Annotated in this window: 23 protein-coding genes; 14 read left to right on the top strand and 9 right to left on the bottom strand. The window is 63.0% G+C overall.

Translation table 11 applies throughout. From position 1 onward, the window contains the following. The first annotated feature begins 21 nt into the window (after positions 1 to 21). The 11 genes from ACH6CV_RS04350 (at position 22) to ACH6CV_RS04300 (ending at position 12,551) form a co-directional block, all read left to right on the top strand. Positions 22 to 2,109: an ADP-ribosylglycohydrolase family protein gene (locus tag ACH6CV_RS04350; RefSeq protein ID WP_456356943.1), complete on the top strand. Its 2,088-nt coding sequence runs from the start codon at positions 22 to 24 to the stop codon at positions 2,107 to 2,109. A 14-nt stretch (positions 2,110 to 2,123) separates the two neighbouring features. Next, positions 2,124 to 3,113: an ADP-ribosylglycohydrolase family protein gene (locus ACH6CV_RS04345; protein ID WP_456356942.1), complete on the top strand. Its 990-nt coding sequence runs from the start codon at positions 2,124 to 2,126 to the stop codon at positions 3,111 to 3,113. Between the two features lie 65 nt (positions 3,114 to 3,178). Continuing rightward, positions 3,179 to 4,192 (top strand): LacI family DNA-binding transcriptional regulator, encoded by a 1,014-nt coding sequence (locus ACH6CV_RS04340; RefSeq protein ID WP_456356941.1) that lies wholly within the window; start codon positions 3,179 to 3,181, stop codon positions 4,190 to 4,192. 636 nt (positions 4,193 to 4,828) lie between these two features. Further along, positions 4,829 to 5,650 (top strand): MurR/RpiR family transcriptional regulator, encoded by an 822-nt coding sequence (locus ACH6CV_RS04335; protein ID WP_456356940.1) that lies wholly within the window; start codon positions 4,829 to 4,831, stop codon positions 5,648 to 5,650. A 45-nt stretch (positions 5,651 to 5,695) separates the two neighbouring features. Next, complete coding sequence (locus ACH6CV_RS04330) at positions 5,696 to 7,213, top strand: sugar ABC transporter ATP-binding protein (RefSeq protein WP_456356939.1); 1,518 nt, start codon at positions 5,696 to 5,698, stop codon at positions 7,211 to 7,213. A gap of 5 nt (positions 7,214 to 7,218) precedes the next feature. Next, positions 7,219 to 8,193 carry an ABC transporter permease gene (locus ACH6CV_RS04325; protein ID WP_456356938.1) on the top strand — a complete coding sequence of 325 codons (975 nt, stop codon included), beginning with the start codon at positions 7,219 to 7,221 and terminating at the stop codon, positions 8,191 to 8,193. 64 nt (positions 8,194 to 8,257) lie between these two features. Further along, positions 8,258 to 9,202, top strand: coding sequence for a substrate-binding domain-containing protein (locus ACH6CV_RS04320; RefSeq protein ID WP_456356937.1), 945 nt, complete (start codon positions 8,258 to 8,260; stop codon positions 9,200 to 9,202). A gap of 147 nt (positions 9,203 to 9,349) precedes the next feature. Then, positions 9,350 to 10,183 carry a glucose-6-phosphate isomerase family protein gene (locus ACH6CV_RS04315; RefSeq protein ID WP_456356936.1) on the top strand — a complete coding sequence of 278 codons (834 nt, stop codon included), beginning with the start codon at positions 9,350 to 9,352 and terminating at the stop codon, positions 10,181 to 10,183. A gap of 2 nt (positions 10,184 to 10,185) precedes the next feature. Next, positions 10,186 to 10,827, top strand: a complete 642-nt coding sequence (hxlA, locus tag ACH6CV_RS04310) for a 3-hexulose-6-phosphate synthase (RefSeq protein WP_456356935.1) — start codon at positions 10,186 to 10,188, stop codon at positions 10,825 to 10,827. Positions 10,828 to 10,832: 5 nt separating this feature from the next. After that, positions 10,833 to 11,393 carry a 6-phospho-3-hexuloisomerase gene (gene hxlB / locus ACH6CV_RS04305; protein WP_456356934.1) on the top strand — a complete coding sequence of 187 codons (561 nt, stop codon included), beginning with the start codon at positions 10,833 to 10,835 and terminating at the stop codon, positions 11,391 to 11,393. A gap of 171 nt (positions 11,394 to 11,564) precedes the next feature. Then, positions 11,565 to 12,551 carry an ROK family protein gene (locus ACH6CV_RS04300; protein WP_456356933.1) on the top strand — a complete coding sequence of 329 codons (987 nt, stop codon included), beginning with the start codon at positions 11,565 to 11,567 and terminating at the stop codon, positions 12,549 to 12,551. A 282-nt stretch (positions 12,552 to 12,833) separates the two neighbouring features. Here the strand turns inward: ACH6CV_RS04300 and ACH6CV_RS04295 are convergent, their stop codons facing one another. From ACH6CV_RS04295 to arr, 5 genes are all read right to left on the bottom strand, one after another. Continuing rightward, entirely contained in the window at positions 12,834 to 13,553 is a 720-nt protein-coding gene (locus ACH6CV_RS04295; protein ID WP_456356932.1) for a sigma-70 family RNA polymerase sigma factor, read from the bottom strand. Continuing rightward, on the bottom strand, positions 13,550 to 14,005 hold the full coding sequence (gene spoIIAB / locus ACH6CV_RS04290) for an anti-sigma F factor (RefSeq protein WP_456356931.1): 456 nt from the start codon (positions 14,003 to 14,005) through the stop codon (positions 13,550 to 13,552). The genes ACH6CV_RS04295 and spoIIAB overlap by 4 nt, the downstream gene beginning before the upstream one ends. Before the next feature lie 13 nt (positions 14,006 to 14,018). Next, positions 14,019 to 14,324: an STAS domain-containing protein gene (locus ACH6CV_RS04285; protein ID WP_456356930.1), complete on the bottom strand. Its 306-nt coding sequence runs from the start codon at positions 14,322 to 14,324 to the stop codon at positions 14,019 to 14,021. A gap of 173 nt (positions 14,325 to 14,497) precedes the next feature. Next, positions 14,498 to 16,018 (bottom strand): ATP-dependent metallopeptidase FtsH/Yme1/Tma family protein, encoded by a 1,521-nt coding sequence (locus ACH6CV_RS04280; protein ID WP_456356929.1) that lies wholly within the window; start codon positions 16,016 to 16,018, stop codon positions 14,498 to 14,500. 166 nt (positions 16,019 to 16,184) lie between these two features. Further along, a complete protein-coding gene (arr, locus tag ACH6CV_RS04275; protein WP_456356928.1) occupies positions 16,185 to 16,604 on the bottom strand; it encodes an NAD(+)--rifampin ADP-ribosyltransferase in 420 nt (139 codons plus the stop codon). A gap of 226 nt (positions 16,605 to 16,830) precedes the next feature. Here arr and ACH6CV_RS04270 point away from each other — a divergent pair, with 226 nt between their 5' ends. Next, on the top strand, positions 16,831 to 19,170 hold the full coding sequence (locus ACH6CV_RS04270) for a transglycosylase domain-containing protein (protein ID WP_456356927.1): 2,340 nt from the start codon (positions 16,831 to 16,833) through the stop codon (positions 19,168 to 19,170). 181 nt (positions 19,171 to 19,351) lie between these two features. On the opposite strand, the gene ACH6CV_RS04265 is transcribed toward ACH6CV_RS04270, so the two are convergent. From ACH6CV_RS04265 to ACH6CV_RS04250, 4 genes are read right to left on the bottom strand one after another with little or no spacing between them, the layout of a single operon-like run. Then, positions 19,352 to 19,807, bottom strand: coding sequence for a deoxycytidylate deaminase (locus tag ACH6CV_RS04265; RefSeq protein ID WP_456356926.1), 456 nt, complete (start codon positions 19,805 to 19,807; stop codon positions 19,352 to 19,354). Beyond that, positions 19,800 to 20,552, bottom strand: a complete 753-nt coding sequence (locus tag ACH6CV_RS04260) for a nucleotidyltransferase family protein (protein WP_456356925.1) — start codon at positions 20,550 to 20,552, stop codon at positions 19,800 to 19,802. Before ACH6CV_RS04260 ends, ACH6CV_RS04265 begins: the two co-directional genes overlap by 8 nt. Then, on the bottom strand, positions 20,549 to 21,226 hold the full coding sequence (locus tag ACH6CV_RS04255) for a JAB domain-containing protein (RefSeq protein WP_456356924.1): 678 nt from the start codon (positions 21,224 to 21,226) through the stop codon (positions 20,549 to 20,551). The genes ACH6CV_RS04260 and ACH6CV_RS04255 overlap by 4 nt, the downstream gene beginning before the upstream one ends. Beyond that, positions 21,223 to 21,495: a hypothetical protein gene (locus ACH6CV_RS04250; RefSeq protein ID WP_456356923.1), complete on the bottom strand. Its 273-nt coding sequence runs from the start codon at positions 21,493 to 21,495 to the stop codon at positions 21,223 to 21,225. The genes ACH6CV_RS04255 and ACH6CV_RS04250 overlap by 4 nt, the downstream gene beginning before the upstream one ends. A gap of 122 nt (positions 21,496 to 21,617) precedes the next feature. On the opposite strand from ACH6CV_RS04250, the gene ACH6CV_RS04245 reads away from it, so the two are divergent. Together ACH6CV_RS04245 and ACH6CV_RS04240 are read left to right on the top strand one after the other, a co-directional pair. Next, complete coding sequence (locus ACH6CV_RS04245) at positions 21,618 to 22,862, top strand: glutamate-5-semialdehyde dehydrogenase (protein ID WP_456356922.1); 1,245 nt, start codon at positions 21,618 to 21,620, stop codon at positions 22,860 to 22,862. After that, positions 22,862 to 23,743: a radical SAM protein gene (locus ACH6CV_RS04240; protein ID WP_456356921.1), complete on the top strand. Its 882-nt coding sequence runs from the start codon at positions 22,862 to 22,864 to the stop codon at positions 23,741 to 23,743. Before ACH6CV_RS04245 ends, ACH6CV_RS04240 begins: the two co-directional genes overlap by 1 nt. Positions 23,744 to 23,829 lie beyond the last annotated feature (86 nt).

The following is a 23,829-nucleotide window of genomic DNA, read 5'->3' as shown; positions in this document are numbered from 1 at the left end:
GTCCCCGGAACGGAAAGACAGATGAACAACCAAATCCTCGAAAAGATCTATGCCGGGTTCCTCGGCATGAACATCGGCATTCGATTGGGCGCGCCGGTCGAGCCTACGATCTGGACCTACGAGCGCATTCAGAGGACCTACGGCGAGATCACCGGCTACGTGAAGGACTTTAACAACTTCGCGGCCGACGACGACGCCAACGGCCCGGTGTTCTTCCTGCGCGCGCTGTACGACCAGGCGCATGCGGGCGAACTGACCGCGCAGGACGTGGCCGAGGCCTGGCTCAACTACGCGCGCGAGGGCGTGGGCATGTTCTGGTGGGGCGGCTACGGCGTGTCCACCGAGCATACCGCCTACCTGAACCTCAAGCACGGCGTGCCCGCGCCGCGGTCGGGTTCGATCGCCCAGAACGGGCAGACGCTCGCCGAACAGATTGGCGGTCAGATTTTCATCGACACATGGGGGCTGGTATGGCCGGGCAATCCGGAAAAGGCGGCAGAATACGCTGCGCGCGCGGCCAGTGTGTCGCACGACGGCGATGGGATTCACGGCGCGGCCTTCATGGCCGCCTGCATCGCGCGCGCGTTTGACGAAGACGACATGGCGCGCGTGGCGGAGGAGGGGCTTGCGCACATCCCGGAGGACTGCACCTACGCCAAGGTGGTGCGCGCGGTTGAGGCCTTTCATCGGGCGCATCCGGGCGATTGGCGCCTGTGCCGGGACTACCTCGAGAGCGAATGGGGCTACGACCGCTATGGCGGCGCATGCCACATCATCCCCAACGCCGGCGTGTGCGCGATGGCGCTGTACTACGGAAACGGCAGCTTCGCGCGGATCGTGGAAATCGCCGCGATGGCCGGTTGGGACACCGACTGCAACGCCGGCAACGTGGGCACCGTGGCGGGCGTCTCCTACGGCCTCGAGGCCATTCCCGGGCACTACCGCGCGCCGATCAATGACGGCATCGTGCTGTCGGGCATATCGGGTTACCTGAACATCCTGGACATCCCGAACTACGCGCGGGAGCTGCACGCGCTGTCGCGGGCGCTGAGGGGTGAAGCGCCGATGCCGGAGCCGACCGGCGAAATCCGCTTCGACTTCGGCCTGCCCGGCTCGACCCACAACTTCCGGGTGTCCGACCCGTTCTTCTGCCGGATCGCCCACGACGGCGGCTCGGGCGTGGACGGCGGCGGCTGCCTTGCCGTGCTGTTCGACCGCATGCAGCGCGGCGATACCTGCCGCGTCTACTACAAGCCGTTCTACCGGCGCGCGGATTTTTCCGACGAGCGCTACTCGCCGGTGTTCTCCCCGACCGCCTATCCGGGCCAGACGGTCCGCATGATGCTCCGCGCCGAGCGCTGGAACGGCGAGAGCGTCTATGTCGCCCCCTATGTGCGCAACACCGACTCCGGGGAGATTGTGCGGCTGGGCGGCCAGGTGATAACGGACGACGGTTGGCGGAAGATTGAATTCGTGATTCCGGACATGGACGGCTCGATGATCGACGAAATCGGCGTCGAGCTGAGCGGCAACTCGCCGGCCAAGCACAAGGACCTCGGGCGGCTGCTGATCGACGAGTTCAGCGTGAGCGGCAAGGCAAGGTACCGGATCGCCATGGCCCGACAGAAAAAGGAGTTCGGCGCGGTCACGCCGTTTGCGATGGACCGCGGCGCGTGGAGCGTCGAGGACGGACGGCTTTGTGCGATGTGCCTGTCCGGCTGCGAAGCCGTGACCGGCAACTACTTCGCGCGGGACGCGCGCGTGCGCGTGCCGGTCATCGCGCTGACGGGCGAGGGGCACCTGGCCTCGCTGCGCGTGCAGGGCGCGCGCCGGGGCTACTATGCGGGGCTTGCGCCCGACGGCAAGGCGGCCATCTACAAAAAGCAAAGAGGCGCGATGACCGCGCTGGCCGAGGCCGCGTATCCGTGGGTACACGGCCGCGCATACGCGCTGTCGTTCGAGGCGGCGGGCGATCACCTTACGCTGTCGGTCGACGGTCGACCGCTGCTGAGTGCCGTCGACGCGGACCTGGCCTACGGCATGTGCGGCGTTGCGGTGCTGGGCATGGGGCGCACGCTGTTCGGCGATCTGGAATTCGAGGAAATGTGAAGGATGATCGACAGATGATAACGAGACAACAACTGATATCGGACAGCGCGCGCAAGGAATCGCGGGCCATGGGGGCGCTGATCGGGGTGGCGGTCGGAGACAGCTTCGGCGACGCTTCGAGGAAGAGCGACCAGCAGCTGCGCTACGGCATCACCACCGATTTCGGCAAGGGCGCGTCCTGGTCGACCGACGACACCGAGTTCTGCCTGTTGGTCGCGCGGGAGCTGATTTCTTGCGGCGGCGAGCTGACGGGCGAGGTGGTTCTCGAGCACTGGCTCAAGTACGTGGCCACGCTCGACGAGCTCAAGCGCGGCGGCGCGAGCGAGCACGAGGCCGCGATCAACCTGCGGCGCGGGCTGCGTCCGCCGTTCTCGGGCGCGTACAACACCTTCCACAACTCCGACGGCGCGGCGATGCGCATGACGCCGGTGGGCGTGGTGTGCGCGGGCGATCCCGAGCGCGCGATGCGCATGGCGCAAATCGACGCCGAGATCAGCCACGCGCGCGAGGGCATCTACGGCGCGCAGGCGGTGGCAGCGGCGGTGTCGCTGGCGATGGTGGACGCGTCGGTCGACGAGATATTGCAGGCGGCGATTTCGGCCTTCCCCGAGGGGAGTTGGTCGCGCCACAACATCGAATTGGCGTTCGGCATCATCGAGCGCGAGCGATATGACATCTTGAACAGCTGGATGAAGCTGCACGACGCGCTGTGGACGTCGAGCCACGCGACGGTTGCCGAGGCGATCGTGTCGGCGCTGTCGGTGCTCAAGCTGTCGGGGGGCAAGGACTTCCGCACCGCTACGGTGCTCGCGGGCAACTTCGGCCGCGACGCCGACACGATCGGCGCGGTGGTCTCAGGCATCATGGGCGCGAAGTACGGCATCGAGGCCATTCCCGAGCACTGGGTCGAAAAAGTACGGCGCCCCACCGGCACCTGCCTGCCGTTCGCGGCCGAGGTGGACATCCTCGACTACGGCCGGAAGCTGGCGGCGTTGATTCGATAGCCCCTGGGCTTTACGGCGGCGCGGAATTGGCGTATAATCAGCGGAATGGGAAAGGAGGCGCGGCGATGGGCTACACCATTTCAGACATCGCGCGGATGGCTGGCGTGTCGAAGGCCACGGTTTCGCGCGTGATTAACGACAAATCCGAAGGCGTGGGCGAAGCCACCAAGCTGCGCATCCAGCAGCTGATCCGCGAGATCGATTACCACCCCAATTCGCTGGCGCGCTCGGTGGCGATCGCCCGCTCGAACACGATCGGCGTGGTCATCCCCGACATCGGCAACCACTTCTACAACACCGTGCTGCGCGGCATCGATGACTACATCAGCGCGCACGGCTATTCGATGCTGCTGTGCAATTCGGACAACGACCCGCAGAAGGAGCAGCAGCACCTGATGCGCTTCGCGGACAAGCGCGTGGACGGGGTCATCCTGTGCTCGGGCCTGTCCAACGAGGAGTTTCTGCGCGGCTACCGGCGCTTTGAGATTCCCACGGTGCTGATCGGGCGCAAGTTCGACACCTATGTGAGCGACGCGGGCGTGACCGGCGACAACGTCTCCGGCGCGCTCGAGGCGGTCGGGCACCTGATTCGCGGCGGCAACCGGCACATCCTGTACCTGGACGGCGTTCCGGGCACCTCGGGCTGCATCGGCCGACTGGAGGGCTACCGCCGGGCGATGGAGCGGGCCGGGCTGCCCGCCCGGCCAGAGTACATCCGCCAGGGCGACTTCTCGGTCGAGTACGGCCACCGGGCGATTCTCGGCGCGCTCGATGAGGGCCTTCGGTTCGACGCGGTGTTCTCGGGCAGCGACCTGGCGGCGATCGGCGCGATCCGGGCGCTGACCGAGCGCGGTGTGCGGGTGCCCGAGGAGATCGAGGTGATCGGCTTCGACGACCTGGACTTCGCCGGCATTTTCGAGCCGCCGCTGTCCACGGTTGCGAAGCCCCACTACACCATGGCCAAGGAGGCCGCGCGGATGCTGCTGGGCATACTGAACGGCGACGACAGCTGCCGGCGGCACACGGTGTTCGCGTCGAGCCTGGTGCTGCGAAAGACAACCAGACCCGTTACCCCGTAGCGGCCTGCATAAAAGTGCTTGTATAGGGACGCACATGTATGCGGCGGATGACGAGCGCGACGAGTCGATGCGCCATTACCGCTGCGGGGCGCCGGGCATCAACTGCCCGCGCTGTCGCCGGGGTTGCGGCGCAATTTTGGGGAAATCGACCGGATGGAGAACATGCGCGCGCTGCTGATGCACGCGCGCTTTAATCAGCGCTTACCCAGGCAACTCGTCCTCGTTCATGCCGTGGATGTGGATTTTATCCTGTAGACTGTTCCGGCGCGATGGCTGCGCGTATCGGCGTGCCGCCCGGCGTGATCGAGCATCTGATGCCAATCGAAATCATGAACGCGTTCATCATTTCGGTTCGTATAAATTCCTGCGGATGAAACTGAGTTCCGCAGCCGCTTTTTTTTGGCCGCGAATTCCGATAAGCAGGCGGCCCTTTACTCACAGCCAAGAAGTTGAGCTCCGAAGATGTGAAAATAATTTTTATAGGTAGTTGACAAGAGGTGTGCAGAGATGTATAATCAGGGCAACAAGTCGGAGATACGGAGGTGAAATTGCAAAAATCCATCACGAATAGCGCGCATCGCTCACATTCCGGTCAAATTGATTTTCATATTCGTGAAAATGGGTTTTTTGCTGGCTATGGTTATTGATATTGTTGCAAAGATGTACGACGAGATGTATCAGGCGGAGAAGAAGGTCGCCGACTTCATTCTGAAAAATCCGACGAGCATCATCTCGATGTATGTCACGGAAGTCGCGAAGGCCAGTGACACCAGCGAGGCGACGGTGGTGCGCGTATGCAAGCACCTCGGATTCACCGGTTTCCACCAGCTCAAACTGACCCTGGCCAGCGAATACGGATACGGGGAGCGGGAAAAGAAGGACGGCGAGTTTCAGCCGACCGATGTGGCGGAATACTTGAGCATGACCTCTGCTCAGGTGCTGGGCCTGACCAAGAGCCTGACCCCGGATGTCCTCGAGAAATGCATTGAGTTGATTGCGAACGCGCGGAACATACACATTACCGGCTGGGGCAATTCCAACGCGATCGCTCAGGATATCGCGCACCGGCTTACGCGACAGGGGAAGAAGACCATCGTGTCCCCGGTGGCGGACTATTTCCTGATGAGCCTGTTCCTGGCCGGCCCGGGGGACATCCTTATCGCGGTCTCCCATTCCGGCGCTACCATTCATGTGTGCCAGGCGCTGGAGATCGCCAAGCAGAAGGGCATGCCCTCCATCCTTATCACCAATGCCGCCGAATCGACCGCGGCGTCAATCGCGAATTATATACTCAGCACCAACGTCAAAGATCAGATCTTTAAGCACTTCGGCGGCGAATCCCATCTATATGAGATGCTGGTGGTGGACATCCTGGTGTACTTCCTGATGCAGAGGTGTCCGAACGGCATGGACTCGACAGACCCCGCCGAGATCGTGCTGTCCCAGTACAAGTACTGATTGGCGCCGTTCGGCATTCCCGGCTTGCGAATAGGAGGCGCGGCGATGAGCAAAAACAATGTGTTCGAATGCATGGGCATTTCAAAGTCCTTCGGCGGTACAGAGGCGTTGAAAAACGTGCAATTTGGCATCAGGCCCGGCGAGGTACACGCGCTGTTGGGTGAAAATGGCGCGGGAAAATCCACGCTGATGAAGATCATCATCGGACTTTACAAGCCGGACGCCGGCCAGATGCTACTCAACGGCAAGCCCTACATGGTGAAAAGTCCGCAGGATGCCATTCGAAAGGGCATTTCGATGATTCATCAGGAGCTCAACTCCGAGCCGCACCTGACCATCGCCGAGAGCATCTTTCTGAATCGGGAGGATGTGATCCCAGGCACGCCATTTCTGGACAGGAACAGGACCAACAGGCGTGCGGCCGAGATCCTTCGGCAGTTCAACTTTCAGGTGGATGAAAAAAAGCAGATGCATGAGCTAACGCTGGCGCAGTGCCAGATGATCGAAATCATCAAGGCTGTTTCCTGCAATGCGCAGATGATTATCATGGACGAGCCCACTTCCTCGCTGGACAGCGAGGAGACCGAGCGCCTGTTCAGGACCATTCAGGGGCTCAAGGCCAAGGGGGTTTCGATCATCTACATTTCCCACCGCATGGAGGAGATCTTCGAGGTGTGCGACCGCGTGTCTGTGTTCCGGGATGGCCAGTACATTGGCACGAAGGACCTGCAGGAGACGAACAAGGGAGAACTGATCGCCATGATGGTCGGCCGGGAGGTTCAGAACGTGTTTCCCAAGGTTGACTGCGAGATCGGCGAGGTGGCACTCAAGGTCGAGGGCCTAAGTGGCAAGGGCTTTTCCGACATTTCCTTTGAGGTTCACAAGGGCGAGATTCTGGGGGTCTCCGGCTTGGTAGGCTCGGGGCGCAGCGAGACCATGCGCGCCATCTTCGGACTGGACAAGATTTCGAAAGGCCGGATCTTCCTGAACGGCAGGGAAATCAAGATTTCGGACCCGCGGGACGCCATCAAACACGGCATCGCGATGGTCAATGAGGACCGCAAGAAGTTCGGCCTGTGCCTGATGCGCTCCATTCGCGAGAACGCCTCGCAACCCAACCTTTGGAAGCGGCAGCGCAGGGCGCTCATCAACCAGCGGCGGGAAAAGCTGGAAACCCTCGAGATCTGCAAAAAGCTCCGGGTCAAGAGCGCCAGCATCGAGGCGGACGCGATCTCGCTCAGCGGCGGCAACCAGCAGAAGGTGGTTTTGGCGAAATGGATCCTCTGCGACCCTCAGGTGCTGATTCTGGACGAGCCGACCCGCGGCGTGGACGTCGGCGCGAAGTCCGAGTTGCACAGTCTCATGTGTCAGTTCGCCAGCCAGGGCATGGCAATCATCATGGTATCCTCGGAACTCCCGGAAGTCATGGGGATGAGCGACCGGATTCTGGTATACCATGAGGGGCGCATCCGGGGCTGCATCGATCGTAAAGACATAGTTTCCGGCAACGTCGCCCAGGAGGATATCATCTCGCTGGCGTTCGGGCACGAGAAAGGAGCTTAATTCCAATGCAAGATTCCAAAGGGAAACAGCTTTCAGTTCTGTCCAGAGACACCTTCGCCCAGAAGTATGGCATCGGCATCGTGCTTCTGATTATGGTGATAGGGCTCTCGATCGCGTCGCCCACGTTCCGTTCCCCCAACAACTGGATCAGCATCCTGCAGCAGATTTCCACAAACGGCGTGTTGGCGCTGGGCATGGTGTTCGTGATTACGGCGGGCGGCATCGACCTGTCCATCGGCTCCATGCTGGCGCTGACCAGCGTAATCGTCGGCGCGGTGCTGGGCGCCACCAACTCGATTCCCCTCGCCGTGCTCATCTCCGTCGTCGCCTGCTCGATCTTCGGCCTGATAAACGGCTATCTGGTGGCGAAGTTCAACATGTTCCCCTTCGTGGTCACGCTATCCACCCAACTGGTCATCCGTGGAATGGCCTACATCGTGGCCAAGGGCAAGTCGGTTTCGCTCGTCAACGCCGACTTTCGCAAGATCGGCCTTGGCAAGCTTTGGGATGCCGTGCCCTATTCGGTGCTAATCCTGATCGGCGTGGCCATCGTCGCCTACGTCATCCTGCATTGGACAAAGTTCGGCCGTTACATCTACGCGGTGGGCGGAAACATCAATGCGGCCACGGCGTCGGGCATCAACGTGTTCCGTACCCGCGTGCTCTCCTTCGTCATCATGGGCGCCTGCTCGGGTATTTCGGGCATAATCCTGACCAGCCGCATCAACGCCGCGCAGCCCAACATCGGCCTGGGTTACGAGACCGACGCGATCGCGGCCTGCGTTATCGGCGGCACATCGTTCGCAGGCGGTGTTTCCACCATCCCCGGGACGATGATCGGCATCATCATCATCGGCGTGATCTACAACGGGATGAACCTTTTGAAAGTGGACTCCTATTACCAGACGGTCGTCAAGGGTGTCTTGATCATCGGCGCGGTCATGCTGGACATGGTCATCAACAAAAAGCGCATGGCCTGACACCCCCTCAAGCATTCACTTCACGAAAGTGAATAGAAAGAAAAGGATAGGGAGGAACTGGGAAATGATGAAGAAACTGACGAGTGTGGTACTTGCGCTGATGCTTGCGCTGTCGCTGGCGGCGGCGGCTCAGGCGGCGGAGGACGGGATCGTGGTGGGATGGCTGATGAAGAACACCACGAACGTGTTTGAGACCTATATCAACAAGGGCGGTCTGGAATACCTGGACAAGGCGAAGGCGGATGGGACGATCAAGGACTACATCACCTTTGACGGGAACACGGATCCATCGACGCAGATCAACCAGGCGAGCGACCTTATCAACCTTGGGGTGGATGTGGCGATCCTGCAGCCGGCAGAAGCGGATGGGAGCGCGCCGGCATTGCAGGCACTGGTGGAGGCGGGGATTCCTGTGGTGGTGGTGAACGCACGGACGAGCAACACGGCGGAGTTGGCGGCGGCGTACGTGGGTTCGAACGACGTGAACGCGGGTGAGATCATGGGGCAGTACGTTCTGGATACGCTGGGTGAGACGGGCGCGTACGGCCACCTGCAGGGCGCAATCGGGAACTCGGCGGCGATCCAAAGGACGGAAGGCGTCCACAACATCATGGACAAGGCGACGGGCTGGAAGATGCTGGACGAGCAGACGGCCGAGTGGCAGGGCGACAAGGCGAGCAAGTTCACGCAGGACTGGATCGCGCTGTACGGTGAAGAGCTGAAGGCAATCATCTGCGACAACGACGACATGTCTGTTGCGTCGAAGATCGCATGCATCGAGGCGAACCGGGCGGACATCGTGGTGATCGGCGTGGACGCGATTGACAGCGCGCTGCAGATGGTGAAGTCGGGCGAGCTGGACGCGACGGTGTTCCAGGACGGCGTCGGGCAAGGCGCAGGCGCCGCGCAGGCCGCGGTGGAAGTGGCGCAGGGCAAGACCGTAGAAAAAGAAACCTGGATTCCGTTCCAGCTGGTGACGAAGGACAACGTCGACCAGTTCATCAAATAACTAATCGGCGCCGGGAAGGCGCAAGGCCATTAACCGGGATAAAGAACCGGTGCATTCAAGGGAGGAAGCTTCCCCCTCCTCCGCGCGTGCGCGCGGCGCGATGATACCCGCCGCGCGTACGCCATTCAACACGCTGAGGTGAACAATATGATCGAACTAAAGAATAGCGGATTGCCCATTTATCTGAAAGAAAATGACGAGCTGATGGCGATCAGCGTCCCCCTCACGCTGGGGGGGTTCAGCCACAAGACCGTCGGCCAGATGAAAGGCCTTTTTGCCGACGAAACCGACCTCGCGCCCGAAGAAATCGTGTACGACGTCTACCGCTCTCTCATCTATCCGGCGGACAAGCCGATTTTGGACGAGTGGAAATTTCAATACGACATCACCATCGTGCGCAGCGGCCTTTTGAACGGGGAGTGTAAAAAGACCTCCGGCCACTACCACGGCTACAATCCGCAGCGGACGTATACCTACGGAGAAGTCTACGAGGTCATCAAGGGGACGGCACTGTACGTTTTGCAGCGGGCGGACAACTTTGAGGCCATGCCCGAGGAGCTGAACATCGACGATGTGATCCTGGCAGTCGTCAAGGAGGGAGAGACGATCATCGTGCCTCCCGATTACGGCCATTGCTCCATCAATATCGGCGAAGGGCCGCTGGTGTTCAGCAATCTGGCGTACAGCCCCTGTAAAGTACACTACGACGCGGTGAAGCACCATCAGGGCATGTCCTTTTACGCCCGGAAGGAGGGCGGCAAGCTGCGCGTGACCCCCAACCCCAACTATGCTCAGAAAATTGCGCCCAAGTTCGCGCGCGTCCGGGAGAACGAGGCGCTGGGCATCAAGTTTGGCCTACCGGTCTACCAGAGCTTCCTGAAGAATCCGGAGGCCTTCCGGTTCCTGAGCGAACCGGACGCTTGGTTCGGTGAAATCATGGGGATGCTGGACAAAAAGAATACGCTGGAAGAGGTGCTCTGAACATGAAACTACTGCAAGCGGCGCTGGATCTGTTCGATACCCAAACCACGCTCTCGGTGCTCGATCAGGTTGGCGAATACATCGACATCATAGAGATCGGAACCCCGCTGTGCCTCTCCACCGGCATGTCCACGGTCACGGAGGTCAAAAAGCGTTTCCCCGACAAGATCGTATTCGCCGATGTGAAGATCATGGACGGCGGCGGGATCATCGGCAAGATGGCCTTTGACGCAGGCGCGGACATGGTTTCCGTCATGGCAGTCGCGCAGGACAGCACCCTCAGGGCGACGATCGAGTGTGCTCGGAGCTACAGCCGCAAGGTGCTGGTCGATATGTGTGCCGTCAAGGACATGGAGGGCCGCGCCAGGCAAATCGAGGCCATGGGCCCGGACTTCATCTGCTGCCATGTCGGCTATGACATTCAGAAAAGTGGCGTCGATCCGATCACCGAGCTGCGCAGGCTGGACGGGGTCGCAATCCCCAAGGCGATTGCCGGCGGCATCCGGATGGAGACCTTTCAGGCGGCAGTGGACAGCTCGGCGGATGTCATCATCGTGGGAGGCGGCCTGTACAACCACAAGAACATGCGCGAGCTGGCCCAGGCCATGCGCAAGATCCTGGACAAGAAGAACGGCAAGGAGTGAGCACCATGAACGTGGTTCGTACGGCGGCACAGGCGGCGGCGGAGTTGTCCAATGTGCTGAGCAGAATTGACGAGGAGAGCGTCCAGACGCTGATCGAAAGCGCGCTGAAGGCCCGGAAGGTTTTCTTTACCGGCTGCGGGCGGTCGCTCTTGGCGCTTCGCGGCATTGCGATGCGCTTCATGCACATCGGACTTCAGGTGCATATCGTGGGGGACGTCACCACGCCCGCCTTTACCGGCAGCGACCTTCTGATTGTGGGCTCCGGCTCGGGCGAAACCTCGTCCCAGATCAATTTCGCCACCAAGGCCAAGTCCACAGGCGGCAAGGTGGCGCTGATTACAACCAAACCGCAGTCCACGATGGCGGATCTGAGCGATTTTCTCGTTGTAATCCCCGCAATGGTGGAGCGCGCCGGCGGCAAGGAATTGGCGCCCCCCACGCTGCCGGGCGGCACCCTGTTTGAAGAAAGCATGCTGGTATTGGGCGACGCGATGATCTTGGACATGGCGGAAAAGAAAGCCTTTGAGGTCGGCGAAAGGTTCCCGCTGCACGCCAACCTGGAGTAGTTTCCGTGCGAAGTTGCCCCCTCATTCATTTCACGAGAGCGAAATGAATGAAAAGGGCAGGGAGGAACCGGGAAATGGGGAAGAAACTGACCGGTGTTTTAGTGGACGGAGCTTCCCCTTCCTCCGCGCGTACGCTTGCTGACCGACAAAACGATGAACGAGGAATCTCTGATGGGCGAATATATCATCGGCATTGATGTTGGCGGAACGAACATCAAAATGATGGCTGTGGATTCCAAATTTGAATTCGTCTCGTCCGCATCTATGGAAACCTGCAGCGAATCCGGGTATGAGGCCGTTTCCGACAAGATCATTCAAAGACTTGACGAGATGCTCTCCGGTACCGGGAGCGCCGGGAGGAAGGTGCTGTCCATTGGGATGGGGCTGCCGGGCACGGTAGACATTAAGGCCCAGAGAACCGTGTATCTAGCTAAACTGATGTGGAATGGGTTCAATCCGTGCAGAAAGATAGCGGATCATTATCGCGCGCCTTGCTTCATCGACAATGACGCGAGCATGGGCGTGTTGGGTGAATATTATTTTGGCAACCCCGAGCGTTCTCGCAACATCGTCATGCTCACGCTGGGCACCGGCGTCGGCGGTGGCGTCGTCCTGAATGATGAGGCTTTCCGGGGTGCAGAGAACCTGGGCGCCGAGTTTGGGCATATGATTATCGTCTCCGATGATGGAGAAGAATGTTTGTGTGGGAGGAAAGGCCATTTTGAGGCCTATTGCTCCGGTACCGCGTTAAAGAGATATGCGCTTGGACGCATGAGCGCTGAGAAGCAAACCGTCCTTCATGAATACCTGGCGGAAAACGGAGGCGTTTTTGACAACGCCATGGTAACGAAGGGTTTTCGTGCGAATGATCGACTGAGCAGGGAGATTTGGGAGCGCTACATCCACTATCTTTCCATCGGGATTTCCAACATTATGATGCTGTTCAATCCCGATAAGGTGCTTTTGGGCGGTGGCATTTCCAACGCAGGCAAGGAGCTGTTGTGCGATCCCGTCTATGAACAAACCGGGCGCCTGGTCATAGACAAACGGCAGCATTGCCCCGTCGAGATTTCGACGTTGGGCTCGAAAGCCGGCATGTACGGCGCATGTGCCCACGCGGCGCGCGGCATAGGATTGCGGTTACATCCGATCGAATGAAAGTACCCTGTGTCGGGGCGCAGCGAGCGATTTTCTTCGCATCGGCCTTGTCGGTCTTGACATGGCGTAGTGAGTCGCCGCCGTATGTCCGAATCGGCAACCCATGGATCGCGCAGACAAACAGCCCGTGTTCATGGATGACCCCGGCAACTGGCTCGTGGACCGACGGAGCCTTTCCCGGGTGCATGACTTCACAGGGATACTTCGCCTTCCGCAGTATCCGAAAAACTGAAAGGCCGCGCGGCTTATGGAGGGCTTCGCAAGCAAATCACCCAATTGACCTCACACCGCCTGCGCGATTTCTCGCAGGCGTTTTAATAGCTTGCTCTCCATCCTCGATACCTGCACCTGGGTCATGCCCAGCGCTTCGGCGATTTGGCCCTGCGTCCAACGGTCGAAATAGCGGCGAATCAGCAGCGCGCGCTCCTGCTCGTCGAGCCCGGCCATCAGTTGCTGTAGCTCGATGCGCCGGTCGACCGCCTCGAACGGATCCGCGCCCAGCGTATCGCCCAGCGTCAGGCTGCCTTCGCCGCCCACCGGCTCCGACAGCGAGCGCGCCGGGTGCAGCGAGTCGAGCGCCAGCACGGTTTCTTCGCGGTCGAGCCCTACCCGCTCCGCGATCTGGGCGATCGTGGGCATTGTGCCCTCGGCTTCGCAGTCCTGCAAATAGGCGGCGATCTTGCGCGCGTTCTCCTTGATCGAGCGCGACACCCGCATCGGGCCGTCGTCGCGCAGAAAGCGGCGCACCTCGCCCAGGATGACCGGCACCGCATAGGTCGAAAACTTCACGTCAAAGGACACGTTGAAGTTCTTGATCGCCTTGACCAACCCCATGCAACCCAGCTGGTACAGGTCGTCCCAGTCGCGCCCCGCGCCCTGAAAGCGCTTGACCACGTACTTGACCAGCGCCAGGTTGTCTTCTACCATTTCCTTCATGGCTTCCGCGTCGCCGCGCTGCGCGCGCTCGATCAACGCCTTGCATTGGTTGAGCGCCTCGCTCAAGCCATGCGCGCGACCGGCTCCTCGGTCGCGCCGATGCGCTTTGTCATGCGGACCGTCGTGCCCTTGCCCAGTTCCGAGCACACCGTCACCTCGTCCATGAAGCTCTCCATCACGGTGAAGCCCATACCGCTGCGGTCGCCCGCGGCGTCGGAGGTAAAGAAGGGCTTGCGCGCCTGCGCGACGTCGGCGATGCCGCAGCCGTTGTCGATTACGTCCACGGTCACCGTGCCGTCCGCCGCGATCGTGGCCCGCATGCGCACCGTGCCGCCCAGCCGCCTGTAGCCGTGCACGATGGCGTTGGTCACCGCCTCCGACACAGAGGTCTTGACGTCGCCCAACTGCTCGAGCGTCGGGTTGAGCGGCAACAAAAACGCGCTGATTACCATGCGCGCGAACGCCTCGTTGTCGGGGCAGGCCAGAAAATCGATCCGCATTTCATTGATGATGGTCATTTCACTTTCTCCTCTATGCCAGTTTCTGAATCAATTGATACAGCCCCGCCATCTCGAAGATCCGGTCGATGTGGCCCTTGTCGCACTTGACCGCCACCGTGCCGCCGCGCCGCACCATCGTGCGGTAGCGGCCCAGAATCATGCCGATGCCCGAGCTGTCCATGAAGCTCAGGCCCCTGAGGTCAAACACCAGCCGCTTGACCCGCGCGTCGCCGATCAGCTCGTCCAGCTCCGGACGTATGCGCTCGGCCAGCGCGTGGTCCAGCTCGCCGCTCAGGCGTACCACCACCTCGCCGCGCTTTTTTTCATGCGCCACCATTGCATTTCCTCCTAATCCCCCGGAATAACCACTTGACTTTTCCTGGCCGGTCTTTTTCCCCAAAAACAAGAAGTGATTTCAACCTGTCCGCGCGCGAATCCTTCCATGAAAAAGGACAACCCCCGTCGAACGGTTATAACCGTTCGACGGGGGTTGTCCTTTTTGCTCGTTATTTAGATCAATGCGTCGAGCGCCGCGCCATCAATCGCTTCGCGCTCGATCAGCGCCTCGGTAATGCGCATGAGAGGATCCAGGTTTTCCGCCAGCAGCTCGGTCACGCGCTTGTACTGCGCGCCCAGCAGCTCGCGCGCGAGTTGCATGCCCTCGCCGGCCTGGCCGCCGATCGACTTTTGCAGCTGCCTGAGCGAGACACAGGGCTCGGCCGCCATGCCGAGGTCCATCACCATCACGGCGGCCAGGTCGCTCGCGCGCTGCAAATCGTTCATCGCGCCGCTGGTCAGCGCGTCCTCGCCGCCCACCAGCAGCTCGGCCGCGCGCCCGGCCAGCAGCACGCACAGCTGGCGCGACAGCCGGTCGCGGTCGGTCAGCTGCACCTCCTGCGGGATCGACAGGCTGTAGCCCGCCGCGCCCCTGGCGGTGGGCAGGATGGACACGCGCGTGACCCGGTCGTTCGGCAGCAGCAGCCGCGTAGCCAGCGCGTGCCCGGCTTCATGCAGCGCGATCACGGAAAGTTCCGCGCGGCTGGCCACCGGCTTCTTGTCCGCGCCCGCCACCGCGACCAGGTAGGCCGCGTCGATGTCCTGCTGTCCGATCGCCTCCGCGCCGCGCCCGACCGCCCGGATCGCCGCCTCGTTAATCAGCGACTCGAGCGACGCGCCGCTGAACGACACGGTCTGCGCCGCCAGCGCGGTCAGGTCGATGTCGCCTTCGATCGGCTTGTTCTGCGCGTGCAGCTTGAGGATGCTCAACCGCTCCTCGCGCCCGGGCAGCCCCACCTCGATCTGGCGGTCGAACCGGCCGGGCCGGGTCAGCGCCGGGTCGAGCGTGTCCAGCCGATTGGTGGCCGCCAGCACCAGCGTACCCGCGCAGGGACGGAAGCCCGACATCTCGGACAGCAGCGCATTCAGCGTCTGCTCGCGCTCGTCGGACGCGTGGTCGTCGCGCACCTTACCCATCGCGTCGATTTCGTCGATGAAGATCACGCACTTGCCGGCCTTGCGCGCCCTGTCAAACAGCGCGCGCACCCGGCTCGCGCCCACGCCCACATACATCTGCACGAAGTCCGAGCCCGTGAGCGCAAAGAAAGGCACGCCCGCCTCGCCGGCCAGCGCGCGCGCCAGCAGCGTCTTGCCGGTGCCCGGCGGGCCGTACAGCAGCACGCCGCGCGGCATCCGCGCGCCCATGCGCTCGTATTTTTCCGGATTTTTCAGGTAATCGGTCAGCTCGAGCAGGCTGTGCCGCGCCTCGTCGTTGGCGGCCACGTCGGAAAAGCGGATGTCGGGCGTCTCGGCCTCGTCCGGCGCGCCGTCAAAGCGCCCAGGTAGCTTTTCCACCGCGCGCGCGCGCCCGCCGCCCATGAAGAACAGCGCCGCGCACACGAGCGCTACGCCCAATAACGCGCGCGCGCAGATGCCCGCCGCGTCCGGCGCAAGGCCGCCCGCCGCCGTCAGCGCCAGCGCCGCCGCCACGCAGCAGGCCGCCGCCACCGACAGCACCGCGTCGATCCGCCTCATCATACCGCCTCCGAAACACAAACTCCTTACTAATTATAATATATACCGTCACCGCGCGTCCACGCGTAAGTTCTGGCAGGAAAGGCGGGGATGGGCATGAGAAACGCCATCCTGCCGGATGGCGCTTGCGGTCAAGGCAAATTGGAATTGGGCAACCGCCGCGCGGTCAATCGTTGATCGCCTCGATGCCGAGGTGTTTAAGCTCGTCCAAGTGATCCCTCATTTTCTGGAGCACCTCCGGAGAATGGCCCTTCCAGTCCAAAACCTCGCCTACGACCCGCAGTGGGTGTTGGGTACGGTAGGACCGCGTCGGGTTGCCCGAAAACTTCTTGTCAGTCAGATTTGGATCATCCTCAAAAGGGCCCGTGGGTTCAACGCAATAGATTCGGCCGGGCGCGTCGCCCACTGCCAGTTCCGCTCCCCACGTAGCCGCATCCAATGTCGCGGTCAGGTAGATGTAGTTGGCCTTTTTTCTCCCGCCATAGTTGGAACGATAGCCGGGTTCCAGCAAGTCTCCCGGCTTCAGGACGGCCTTTGTGCCGTGGTAGAAAGGTCCGCAGTCCGAGGGTGTCTGTTTGTTCTTCATATTCGCCCCTTATCCCCCCAAGCAAATCCCCGTCTTTCACATGATACGCATCGCTTGATTTCACGTCTGTTGCGACTTGAGCATCCTTTGCAATCCGAACCACCTGCCTTGGTACGATTATACGCGGCGGTCCTTGAGATATCAAGCAGCGATGAGGCCGGCACAGAGGTTCCGGCAAGAAAACCGCACTTGCCGGGCATACTGACCTTTGTGAGAAGGTGAGATTTTGCGCAGGCGATGGATATGGTGGATAATCGCAGCGCTGTTCGCGGTGGCGCTGATCTGGGCGATGGCGTTCGCGCTGGAGACGTTTTCGATGCTCGATTTGGGGAAACTCAACACGCTATCGCAGAGCACGGTGCTGCTCGACAACGAGGGCAAGGAAGCGGCGCAGCTGTCGGGCAGCGTCAATCGCAAGGTGATCGCGCTCGGCGAGATTCCCGAGGATGTGCAGTACGCGTTTGTGGCGGCCGAGGACGCGCGCTTCTACCGTCATTTCGGGGTGGACCTCTACCGCATCGGCGGCGCGCTGTGGTCGAACGTCAAGACCCGAGACTACGGCCAGGGTGCGAGCACGATCACCCAGCAACTGATTAAGCTGACCCATCTGACCAGCGACAAGACGCTCATGCGCAAGGCGCGCGAGGCGCTGCTGGCGATCCGGCTCGAGATGATTATGGATAAGCCGCAGATTTTGGAAGCCTACCTCAACACCGTGTACTTCGGCGCGGGCGCGTACGGGATTGAGGCGGCGGCCGAGACCTACTTCGGCGTACCGGCGCGCAGGCTCACCTTGTCACAGGGCGCGCTGCTGGCTGCGGTCATCAAGTCGCCCAGCAACTACGCGCCCCACCTGCACTTTGAAAACGCGATCCGGCGGCGAAAGCTGGTGCTGAGCGAGATGGTCGAACAGGGCTATGTGACGCGGGAACAGGCCGACGCCGCCGGGGCCGACGTGCCCGAGATCATGGAGCGCAAGCAGGACGCACAATTCGCCTGGTACGCGGAGCAGGCGGCGGATGAAGCGGTGAAAATCCTCGGCATCGACCGGGAGCAGCTGCTGGGCGGCGGTTATAAAATCTACACCGCGCTCGACGCGCAGATGCAGCGCGACGCCGAGGCGCTGTTCAGCGACCCCACGCTGTTTCCGCCCGAAGCGGGCGGCGTGCCGGTACAGGCGGCGCTGGTGTGCGCCGGGGCCGAGGACGGCGAGGTCATGGCCTTGATCGGCGGGCGCGACTACGCGGTGGAGCGCGGGCTCAACCGGGCCGGCGGCATACTGCGCCAGCCGGGCTCGGCGTTCAAGCCCATATCGGTCTACGCCGAGGCGATCGATCGGTTCGGCTATCTGCCCGTGAGCTTTGTGGACGACACGCAGCGCGACTTCGGCGGCGGCTACACGCCGGGCAACGTAAACGGCCGCTACTACGGCGAGGTCACGCTCAGGGAGGCGCTGTCGCGCTCGCTCAACGTCGCCACGATCGACCTGCTGTCAAAGACCAGCGTGCAGGCGGCGCGCGAGTACGCCGAAGCGGCGGGGATTAGGCTCGATCCCGCGGATAACAACCTGTCGATGGGGCTGGGTGCACTCACCCAGGGCGTGTCGCCGCTTCAGCTGAGCGCGGCCTACGCGCCGCTGGCCAACGGTGGGCGCGCGGTAACGCCCCATCTGATCCGCCGGGTCGAGGACGCGGCGGGGGTCGAGGTGTATTCGTTCTACCAGCCCGAAAAGCAGGTGATGTCGCCCGTCAGCGCGCGGCTGATCACCGACATGCTGATAACCACCGCCGAAAGCGGCACCGCGCGGGCGCTGAACAAGCTTAAATTCCCGGTCGCCGGCAAGACCGGCACCGTGGGGATGGCGGGCGGCGGCAACCGCGACGTGTGGACGGTGGGCTATACGCCCAAGGCCACGGCCTGCGTGTGGATGGGCTTCGACCAGCCGAGCGCCGAGCGCAAACTGAGCGACCAGGTGAGCGGCTCGGCCCAGCCGGCGCGGCTGCTGGCGACCTTTTTGGAAGCGGCGGGCAAGCGCGCGGACGGCGGGCCGTTCCCGGTGCCGAGCGGGCTTGTGGAGGTGCTGATCGACAAGCGCGCGCTCGGCGAGCGCCATCGGGCGATGTTGGTCAGCGAGCTTACGCCCCGCTCGCAGATAAGCGCCGAGCTGTTCCCGGAGCCGCAGGTGCCGCGCGCGGTCAGCGACGTATGGCGCGCGCCCAGCCGCGTGTTCGATCTCAAGGCCGCGCGCGTGGAGGGCGGCGTTCGCGTGAGCTTCACCTGCGTGGACGACTGGGCGATCTACCAGCTGTACCGCGTGCGCGACGGCGGGGCGAAGCTGATCGCCGAGCTCAGCGGCGCGGCCGGCGACGTCTTGGCGGCGATCGACTTCGAGGACGCTATCGGCGACGCGGGCTACTACGTGCTGCCGCTCGAAAAGACGCTCAAGGCCGAGGGCGTAGAGCTCGCCGGCAAGCCCTCCCCGATCGCCCGCATAACGCCCACGCTCGACTGGGCCGAGCCCGAGGCGACGCCCGCGCCCGTCCCGATGGAGCCGATGTTCGGATGAAAGCAGAACGCCGTGCGGCGGGGAGCCGCACGGCAGTTCGCTTACTCTGTGGCAGCATCACGCTTATTGAACAAGTGGGTAAACAATCCGATAGCCGTCAGAACAGGCATGAGGAATTCATGCGTCGTCATCTGGCATCACCTCGCTCTTGATGTTACTCGCCGGCGGGCGGGTCGCGAAATTACATTTCGTCCCCATATTTTTCAAGCGCCACCCCGCCCTCGGCCAGCATCTCCAGCGAGAATTCGTCGGGGTAGCCCTCGCGGTAGACGACGCGCGCGATGCCGGCGTTGACGATCATCTTGGCGCAGATCACGCAGGGTTGGTGCGTGCAGTACAGCGTCGCGCCCTCGATCGACACGCCCAGCCGCGCGGCCTGTATGATGGCGTTCTGCTCGGCGTGGATCGCGTAGCACAGCTCCTGGCGCGTACCCGAGGGGATGCCGAGCCTGCGCCGCAGGCACTCGCCGCGCTCCACGCAGGTCTTGACGCCGGCCGGCGCGCCGTTGTAGCCGGTGGTCATGATGCGCTTGTTCTTGACGATGACCGCGCCGATCTTGCGGCTCGCCTGGTAGCAGCTGGCCCAGGTGGCGATCACCTGCGCCATCTCCATGAACCGGTGATCCCACTTATCCATGGGCCCCTCCAAACCGCTCGCACACCGCACGGTAGGCCTCGGGCGTACCGATGTCGATGCACTCGCCGTCGAACAGGTAGACCTTGACCGGCTTTCGCTTGTGCAGCCATTCGGGGAAGTAGCCCGGCGCGTCGGGCGAGCCGCCGGATTTCAGGTACTCGGCGATCAGCTGAAGGGTGTCCCTGCGGTACAGGTACAGCGCGTAGATCGCGATGTCGCTCGGGGGATCCTTCGGCTTTTCGACGAGCGAGGTCACGCGCAGCTGCTCATCCACCGTAGCCACCGCGAAGCGCCGAAGATCCTCCACGCTGTCGATGCGCGCGGCCAGCAGCGTATCGAGGCCGCTCTTTTCGAAATCGCGCACAAAGTCAGACAGATCGAAGGTGAAGAAGTTGTCGGACGCCGCCACCAGCACGTCGTCGTCCATGCCCATGCGCTCAAGCGCGAACGCCATGTCGCCCACCGCGCCCAGCTTCTCGCCGTCGCTCGCGGTGCCGTCGTTCAGCACCGAGAACTTGAGCGGGGCGTAGCGCGCGCGCGCGCCCTCGGCCCAGCGCTCAAAATCGGGATAGAACCGGGCGTTGGTCACCAGCACCACCTCGCTCAGACTGGACAGCGTGCGCAGCGCTTCGGCCAGGTAGTCGATCATCGCTTGGCCGCCGATCGGCAGCAGCGCCTTGGGCGTATTGAGCGTCAGGGGATACAGCCGCGTGGAATAGCCCGCGGCCAGGATCAGCGCCTTCATTTGTTGTCCTCCTCATACCAGTTATCGATCAGCGCATCGCCCGGCCGCTGCCGGGTGAAGAGCACCTCGGGCATGGCGTCCGAGCGGCGCATGCTTTGCGGCTGACCGTCGGCGATCAGCACATGGTCGAGCACCAGCACGTCGATCGGCAGCAGCGCCTCGAGCGCCAGCATCGTGCATTCCACGTCGCCGCGCGACGGATAGGGCGTGCCGCTCGGGTGGTTGTGGCTGAGCACCACCGCGTACGCGCCGGCGCGCGTGGCGAGATCCAGGATCCGGCGCAGGTAGAACGGCGCTTCGTCCACCGTGCCCTCCTGCACCAGGCTGCAGTCGAGCAGCCGGCCGGCCGCGTCCAGGCTCAGCAGGTAGAAGCACTCGTTGGATTGGCCGATGTAGAGCTGCGCGAGGTAGGCGCCCGCCTCAAGAAACGTGCCGACATGCTCCGTGGCGCGCAGCCGCTCGAGCGCCGCGTAGCGCGTAAGCTCCGGGATCAGGTGAATCAGCCGCGCCGCGGACTCGCTCAGCCCGTGCGCGCGAACCAGGTCCGCCGGCAGCGATTCGAGCACCGGCGCGAGCGAGCCGTGCTTTCTCAGCATGCGCCCGGCGAGCGCGGGCGCGTCGGCCTTTGGCATGCCATAGCCGATCAGCCGCGCGAGCAGCTCCCCGTCGGTCATAAAAGCGTTTCAAGCGCGCGGGCGATCAGGGCCGCGTCGTTTTCCGGGCCGCTCAGGTAGTAGCCGTCGAGCTCCTCGTCGAACGAGAGCCGCTGCGCCGCCAGCACCTCGACGCCGCCCTGCGCAAACGCCAGCTCCATCGACAGCGGCGGCTCGAAGTCGTAGAAATCCACCACATACTCGCCCTCGCCGGTGCGCTCGGCATCCTCGAACGCGTCGAGCGCGGCCGACAGGCGCGCCGCCTTATCCACCGGGAAGTTCAGTTTCATACGTGCGCCTCCTGGATAAATTTCCTTCTTAGTGTATCCCAAACGTGTGATTTGCGCAAGGGCAATTGACAGGGCGGAGTGCATTTTCTATAATAAGCAGACATAGAGAGGGGGGCCACAAGATGGACGCTTTGATTCAATTGGCGGAGCATGCGCGCGCGGCGTCGCTCGCGCTGTGCGGCGCGACCACCGAGCAGAAGAACCTGGCGCTGTTGCGTGCGGCCGAGATGCTGGCCGAGAGGACGGCGGAACTCCTGGCGGCCAACGCGCTCGACGTGCGCGCGGCGGGGGAGAAGGGGCTCAAGTCCTCGTTCATCGAGCGGCTGACGCTCAGCGAGGCGCGCATCCGGCAAATGGCCGACGGGCTGCGCGCGGTGGCTCGGCTCGACGACCCGGTCGGGGCGGTGATCGAGGCATGGACCCGCCCGAACGGGCTCAAAATCCGCAAGCGCCGGGTGGCGTTGGGCGTGATCGCGATCATCTACGAGTCGCGGCCCAACGTGACCGTGGACGCGGCGGCGCTGTGCCTCAAGGCGGGCAGCAGCGTGGTGCTGCGCGGCGGCTCCGACGCCTTTGAATCCAACCGGGCGCTTGCGCGCGTGCTGGCGGACGCGGCCCGCGAGGCGGGCCTGCCGGAAGGCTCGGTGCAGCTGGTCGAGGACACCTCGCGCGAGACCGCCGAGCGGCTGATGACGCTGAACGAGTATATCGACGTGCTGATCCCGCGCGGCGGCAAGGGGCTGATCCGCTCGGTGATCGAGAAGGCGACCGTGCCGGTGATCCAGACCGGCGACGGCGTGTGCCATGTGTATGTGGACGGCGCGTGCGAGCTCGACATGGCGGTCGAACTGGCCGTCAGCGCGCGCGTAAGCCGCCCGTCGGTGTGCAACAGCGCCGAGACGCTGCTGGTCGACCGCGCGGTCGCGGGCCGCTTCCTGCCGCCTTGCCTTGCGGCGCTGCGCGAGGCGGGCGTCGAGGTGCGCGGCTGCCCGGAGGTCGCTGAAATTTGCGATTGGGCCGTGCCCGCGACCGATGCGGACTGGGATACCGAGTACAACGACCTGATCTACTCGGTCAAGGTGGTGGACGGGGTGGAGGAGGCGGTCAATCACATCAACCGCCACGGCACCCGCCATAGCGAGGCGATCGTCACCGCCGACGCCGCGCGCGCCGCGTACTTTCAGCGCATGGTGGACGCCGCGGCGGTCTACTGGAACGCGTCGACCCGCTTCACCGACGGCGGCGAGTTCGGCTTTGGCGCGGAGATCGGCATCAGCAACCAGAAGCTGCACGCGCGCGGCCCGATGGGGCTAAGCGAATTGACCACCTACAAATACGAGATCGACGGATCGGGGCAGGTGCGATAGTGACAAAACCGTTCATCTGCCGCCAATGCCCGCGCGAATGCGGCGTGCTGCGCGGCGAGCAAATGGGCGCGTGCGGCGTGGGGCCGGAGCCGAGGCTCGCGCGCATCGCCCTGCACTTTGACGAGGAGCCCTGCGTCAGCGGTACGCGCGGCTCGGGCGCGGCGTTCTTCTCGGGCTGCGCGCTCGGCTGCGCCTACTGCCAGAACGCCCCGATCAGCCATGGCGGGTTCGGGCGCGAACAGAGCCGCGAACAATTGCGGTCTGCGCTCGAGCGGTTGATCGCCGAGGGCGCGCACAATGTCAACCTCGTCAACCCCACCCATTATTCCCATGTGTTGGAGCGTGTACTCGAGCAACCGCTCGGCGCGCCGGTGGTGTGGAACAGCAGCGGCTACGAAAAGGCCGACACCTTGAAGCGCTTCGAGGGCAAGGTGCAGATCTACCTGCCCGACCTCAAGTATGTGGACGAGGACGGCGCGCGGCGCTATTCAAACGCGCCCGACTACTTTTCCTGGGCCTCGAAGGCGCTGATCGAGATGCACCGCCAGGTGGGGGACCCGGTCTTGGACGAGGACGGCATCATTCGCGGCGGCCTGATCGTGCGCCACCTGATCCTGCCGGGCCGCGCGCGCCAATCGATGCAAGCGCTCGACTGGATCGCCGCCAACCTGCCCGGCGCCTACGTCAGCCTGATGGCCCAATACGTGCCGTTCGCGAGGGCCGGGCAGATGCCCGAGATCAATCGCCCGATCACCCGGCGCGAGTACGACCGCGTGGTCGACCACATGCTGGCAATTGGGCTTGCGGAAGGGTATGTGCAGGAGCTGTCGAGCTCGGATGAGCGCTATATCCCGGCGTTTGACTTGACGGGGGTGGAGTAGGCGGCGGCATGCGGTCGCCCGCCCCGGCGCGCCGAAGCGGCGCCGTTCCCCGCAGGGGCCGTTCAGAAGCATTGCGAGGCATTCAC

It is taken from the genome of Anaerozeibacter quisquiliarum (assembly GCF_051162045.1).
GTDB lineage: Bacteria > Bacillota > Clostridia > Christensenellales > Aristaeellaceae > Anaerozeibacter > Anaerozeibacter quisquiliarum.
The sequence above is the reverse complement of the archived record's forward strand: the minus strand, read 5'-3'. Positions and strand labels throughout refer to the sequence as shown.

Excerpts from the sequence above, each read along its gene's own strand:
- ACH6CV_RS04260 (WP_456356925.1), bottom strand. The coding sequence starts at position 20,552 with ATGAAGGCGCTGATCCTGGCCGCGGGCTATTCCACGCGGCTGTATCCC.
- hxlB (WP_456356934.1), top strand. The coding sequence starts at position 10,833 with ATGAACGTGGTTCGTACGGCGGCACAGGCGGCGGCGGAGTTGTCCAAT.
- ACH6CV_RS04280 (WP_456356929.1), bottom strand. The coding sequence starts at position 16,018 with ATGAGGCGGATCGACGCGGTGCTGTCGGTGGCGGCGGCCTGCTGCGTG.
- arr (WP_456356928.1), bottom strand. The coding sequence starts at position 16,604 with ATGAAGAACAAACAGACACCCTCGGACTGCGGACCTTTCTACCACGGC.
- ACH6CV_RS04300 (WP_456356933.1), top strand. The coding sequence starts at position 11,565 with ATGGGCGAATATATCATCGGCATTGATGTTGGCGGAACGAACATCAAA.
- ACH6CV_RS04340 (WP_456356941.1), top strand. The coding sequence starts at position 3,179 with ATGGGCTACACCATTTCAGACATCGCGCGGATGGCTGGCGTGTCGAAG.
- hxlA (WP_456356935.1), top strand. The coding sequence starts at position 10,186 with ATGAAACTACTGCAAGCGGCGCTGGATCTGTTCGATACCCAAACCACG.
- ACH6CV_RS04345 (WP_456356942.1), top strand. The coding sequence starts at position 2,124 with ATGATAACGAGACAACAACTGATATCGGACAGCGCGCGCAAGGAATCG.
- ACH6CV_RS04285 (WP_456356930.1), bottom strand. The coding sequence starts at position 14,324 with ATGGTGGCGCATGAAAAAAAGCGCGGCGAGGTGGTGGTACGCCTGAGC.
- ACH6CV_RS04350 (WP_456356943.1), top strand. The coding sequence starts at position 22 with ATGAACAACCAAATCCTCGAAAAGATCTATGCCGGGTTCCTCGGCATG.
- ACH6CV_RS04330 (WP_456356939.1), top strand. The coding sequence starts at position 5,696 with ATGAGCAAAAACAATGTGTTCGAATGCATGGGCATTTCAAAGTCCTTC.
- ACH6CV_RS04320 (WP_456356937.1), top strand. The coding sequence starts at position 8,258 with ATGATGAAGAAACTGACGAGTGTGGTACTTGCGCTGATGCTTGCGCTG.
- ACH6CV_RS04325 (WP_456356938.1), top strand. The coding sequence starts at position 7,219 with ATGCAAGATTCCAAAGGGAAACAGCTTTCAGTTCTGTCCAGAGACACC.
- ACH6CV_RS04250 (WP_456356923.1), bottom strand. The coding sequence starts at position 21,495 with ATGAAACTGAACTTCCCGGTGGATAAGGCGGCGCGCCTGTCGGCCGCG.
- ACH6CV_RS04315 (WP_456356936.1), top strand. The coding sequence starts at position 9,350 with ATGATCGAACTAAAGAATAGCGGATTGCCCATTTATCTGAAAGAAAAT.
- ACH6CV_RS04245 (WP_456356922.1), top strand. The coding sequence starts at position 21,618 with ATGGACGCTTTGATTCAATTGGCGGAGCATGCGCGCGCGGCGTCGCTC.
- ACH6CV_RS04335 (WP_456356940.1), top strand. The coding sequence starts at position 4,829 with ATGGTTATTGATATTGTTGCAAAGATGTACGACGAGATGTATCAGGCG.
- ACH6CV_RS04265 (WP_456356926.1), bottom strand. The coding sequence starts at position 19,807 with ATGGATAAGTGGGATCACCGGTTCATGGAGATGGCGCAGGTGATCGCC.
- spoIIAB (WP_456356931.1), bottom strand. The coding sequence starts at position 14,005 with ATGACCATCATCAATGAAATGCGGATCGATTTTCTGGCCTGCCCCGAC.
- ACH6CV_RS04255 (WP_456356924.1), bottom strand. The coding sequence starts at position 21,226 with ATGACCGACGGGGAGCTGCTCGCGCGGCTGATCGGCTATGGCATGCCA.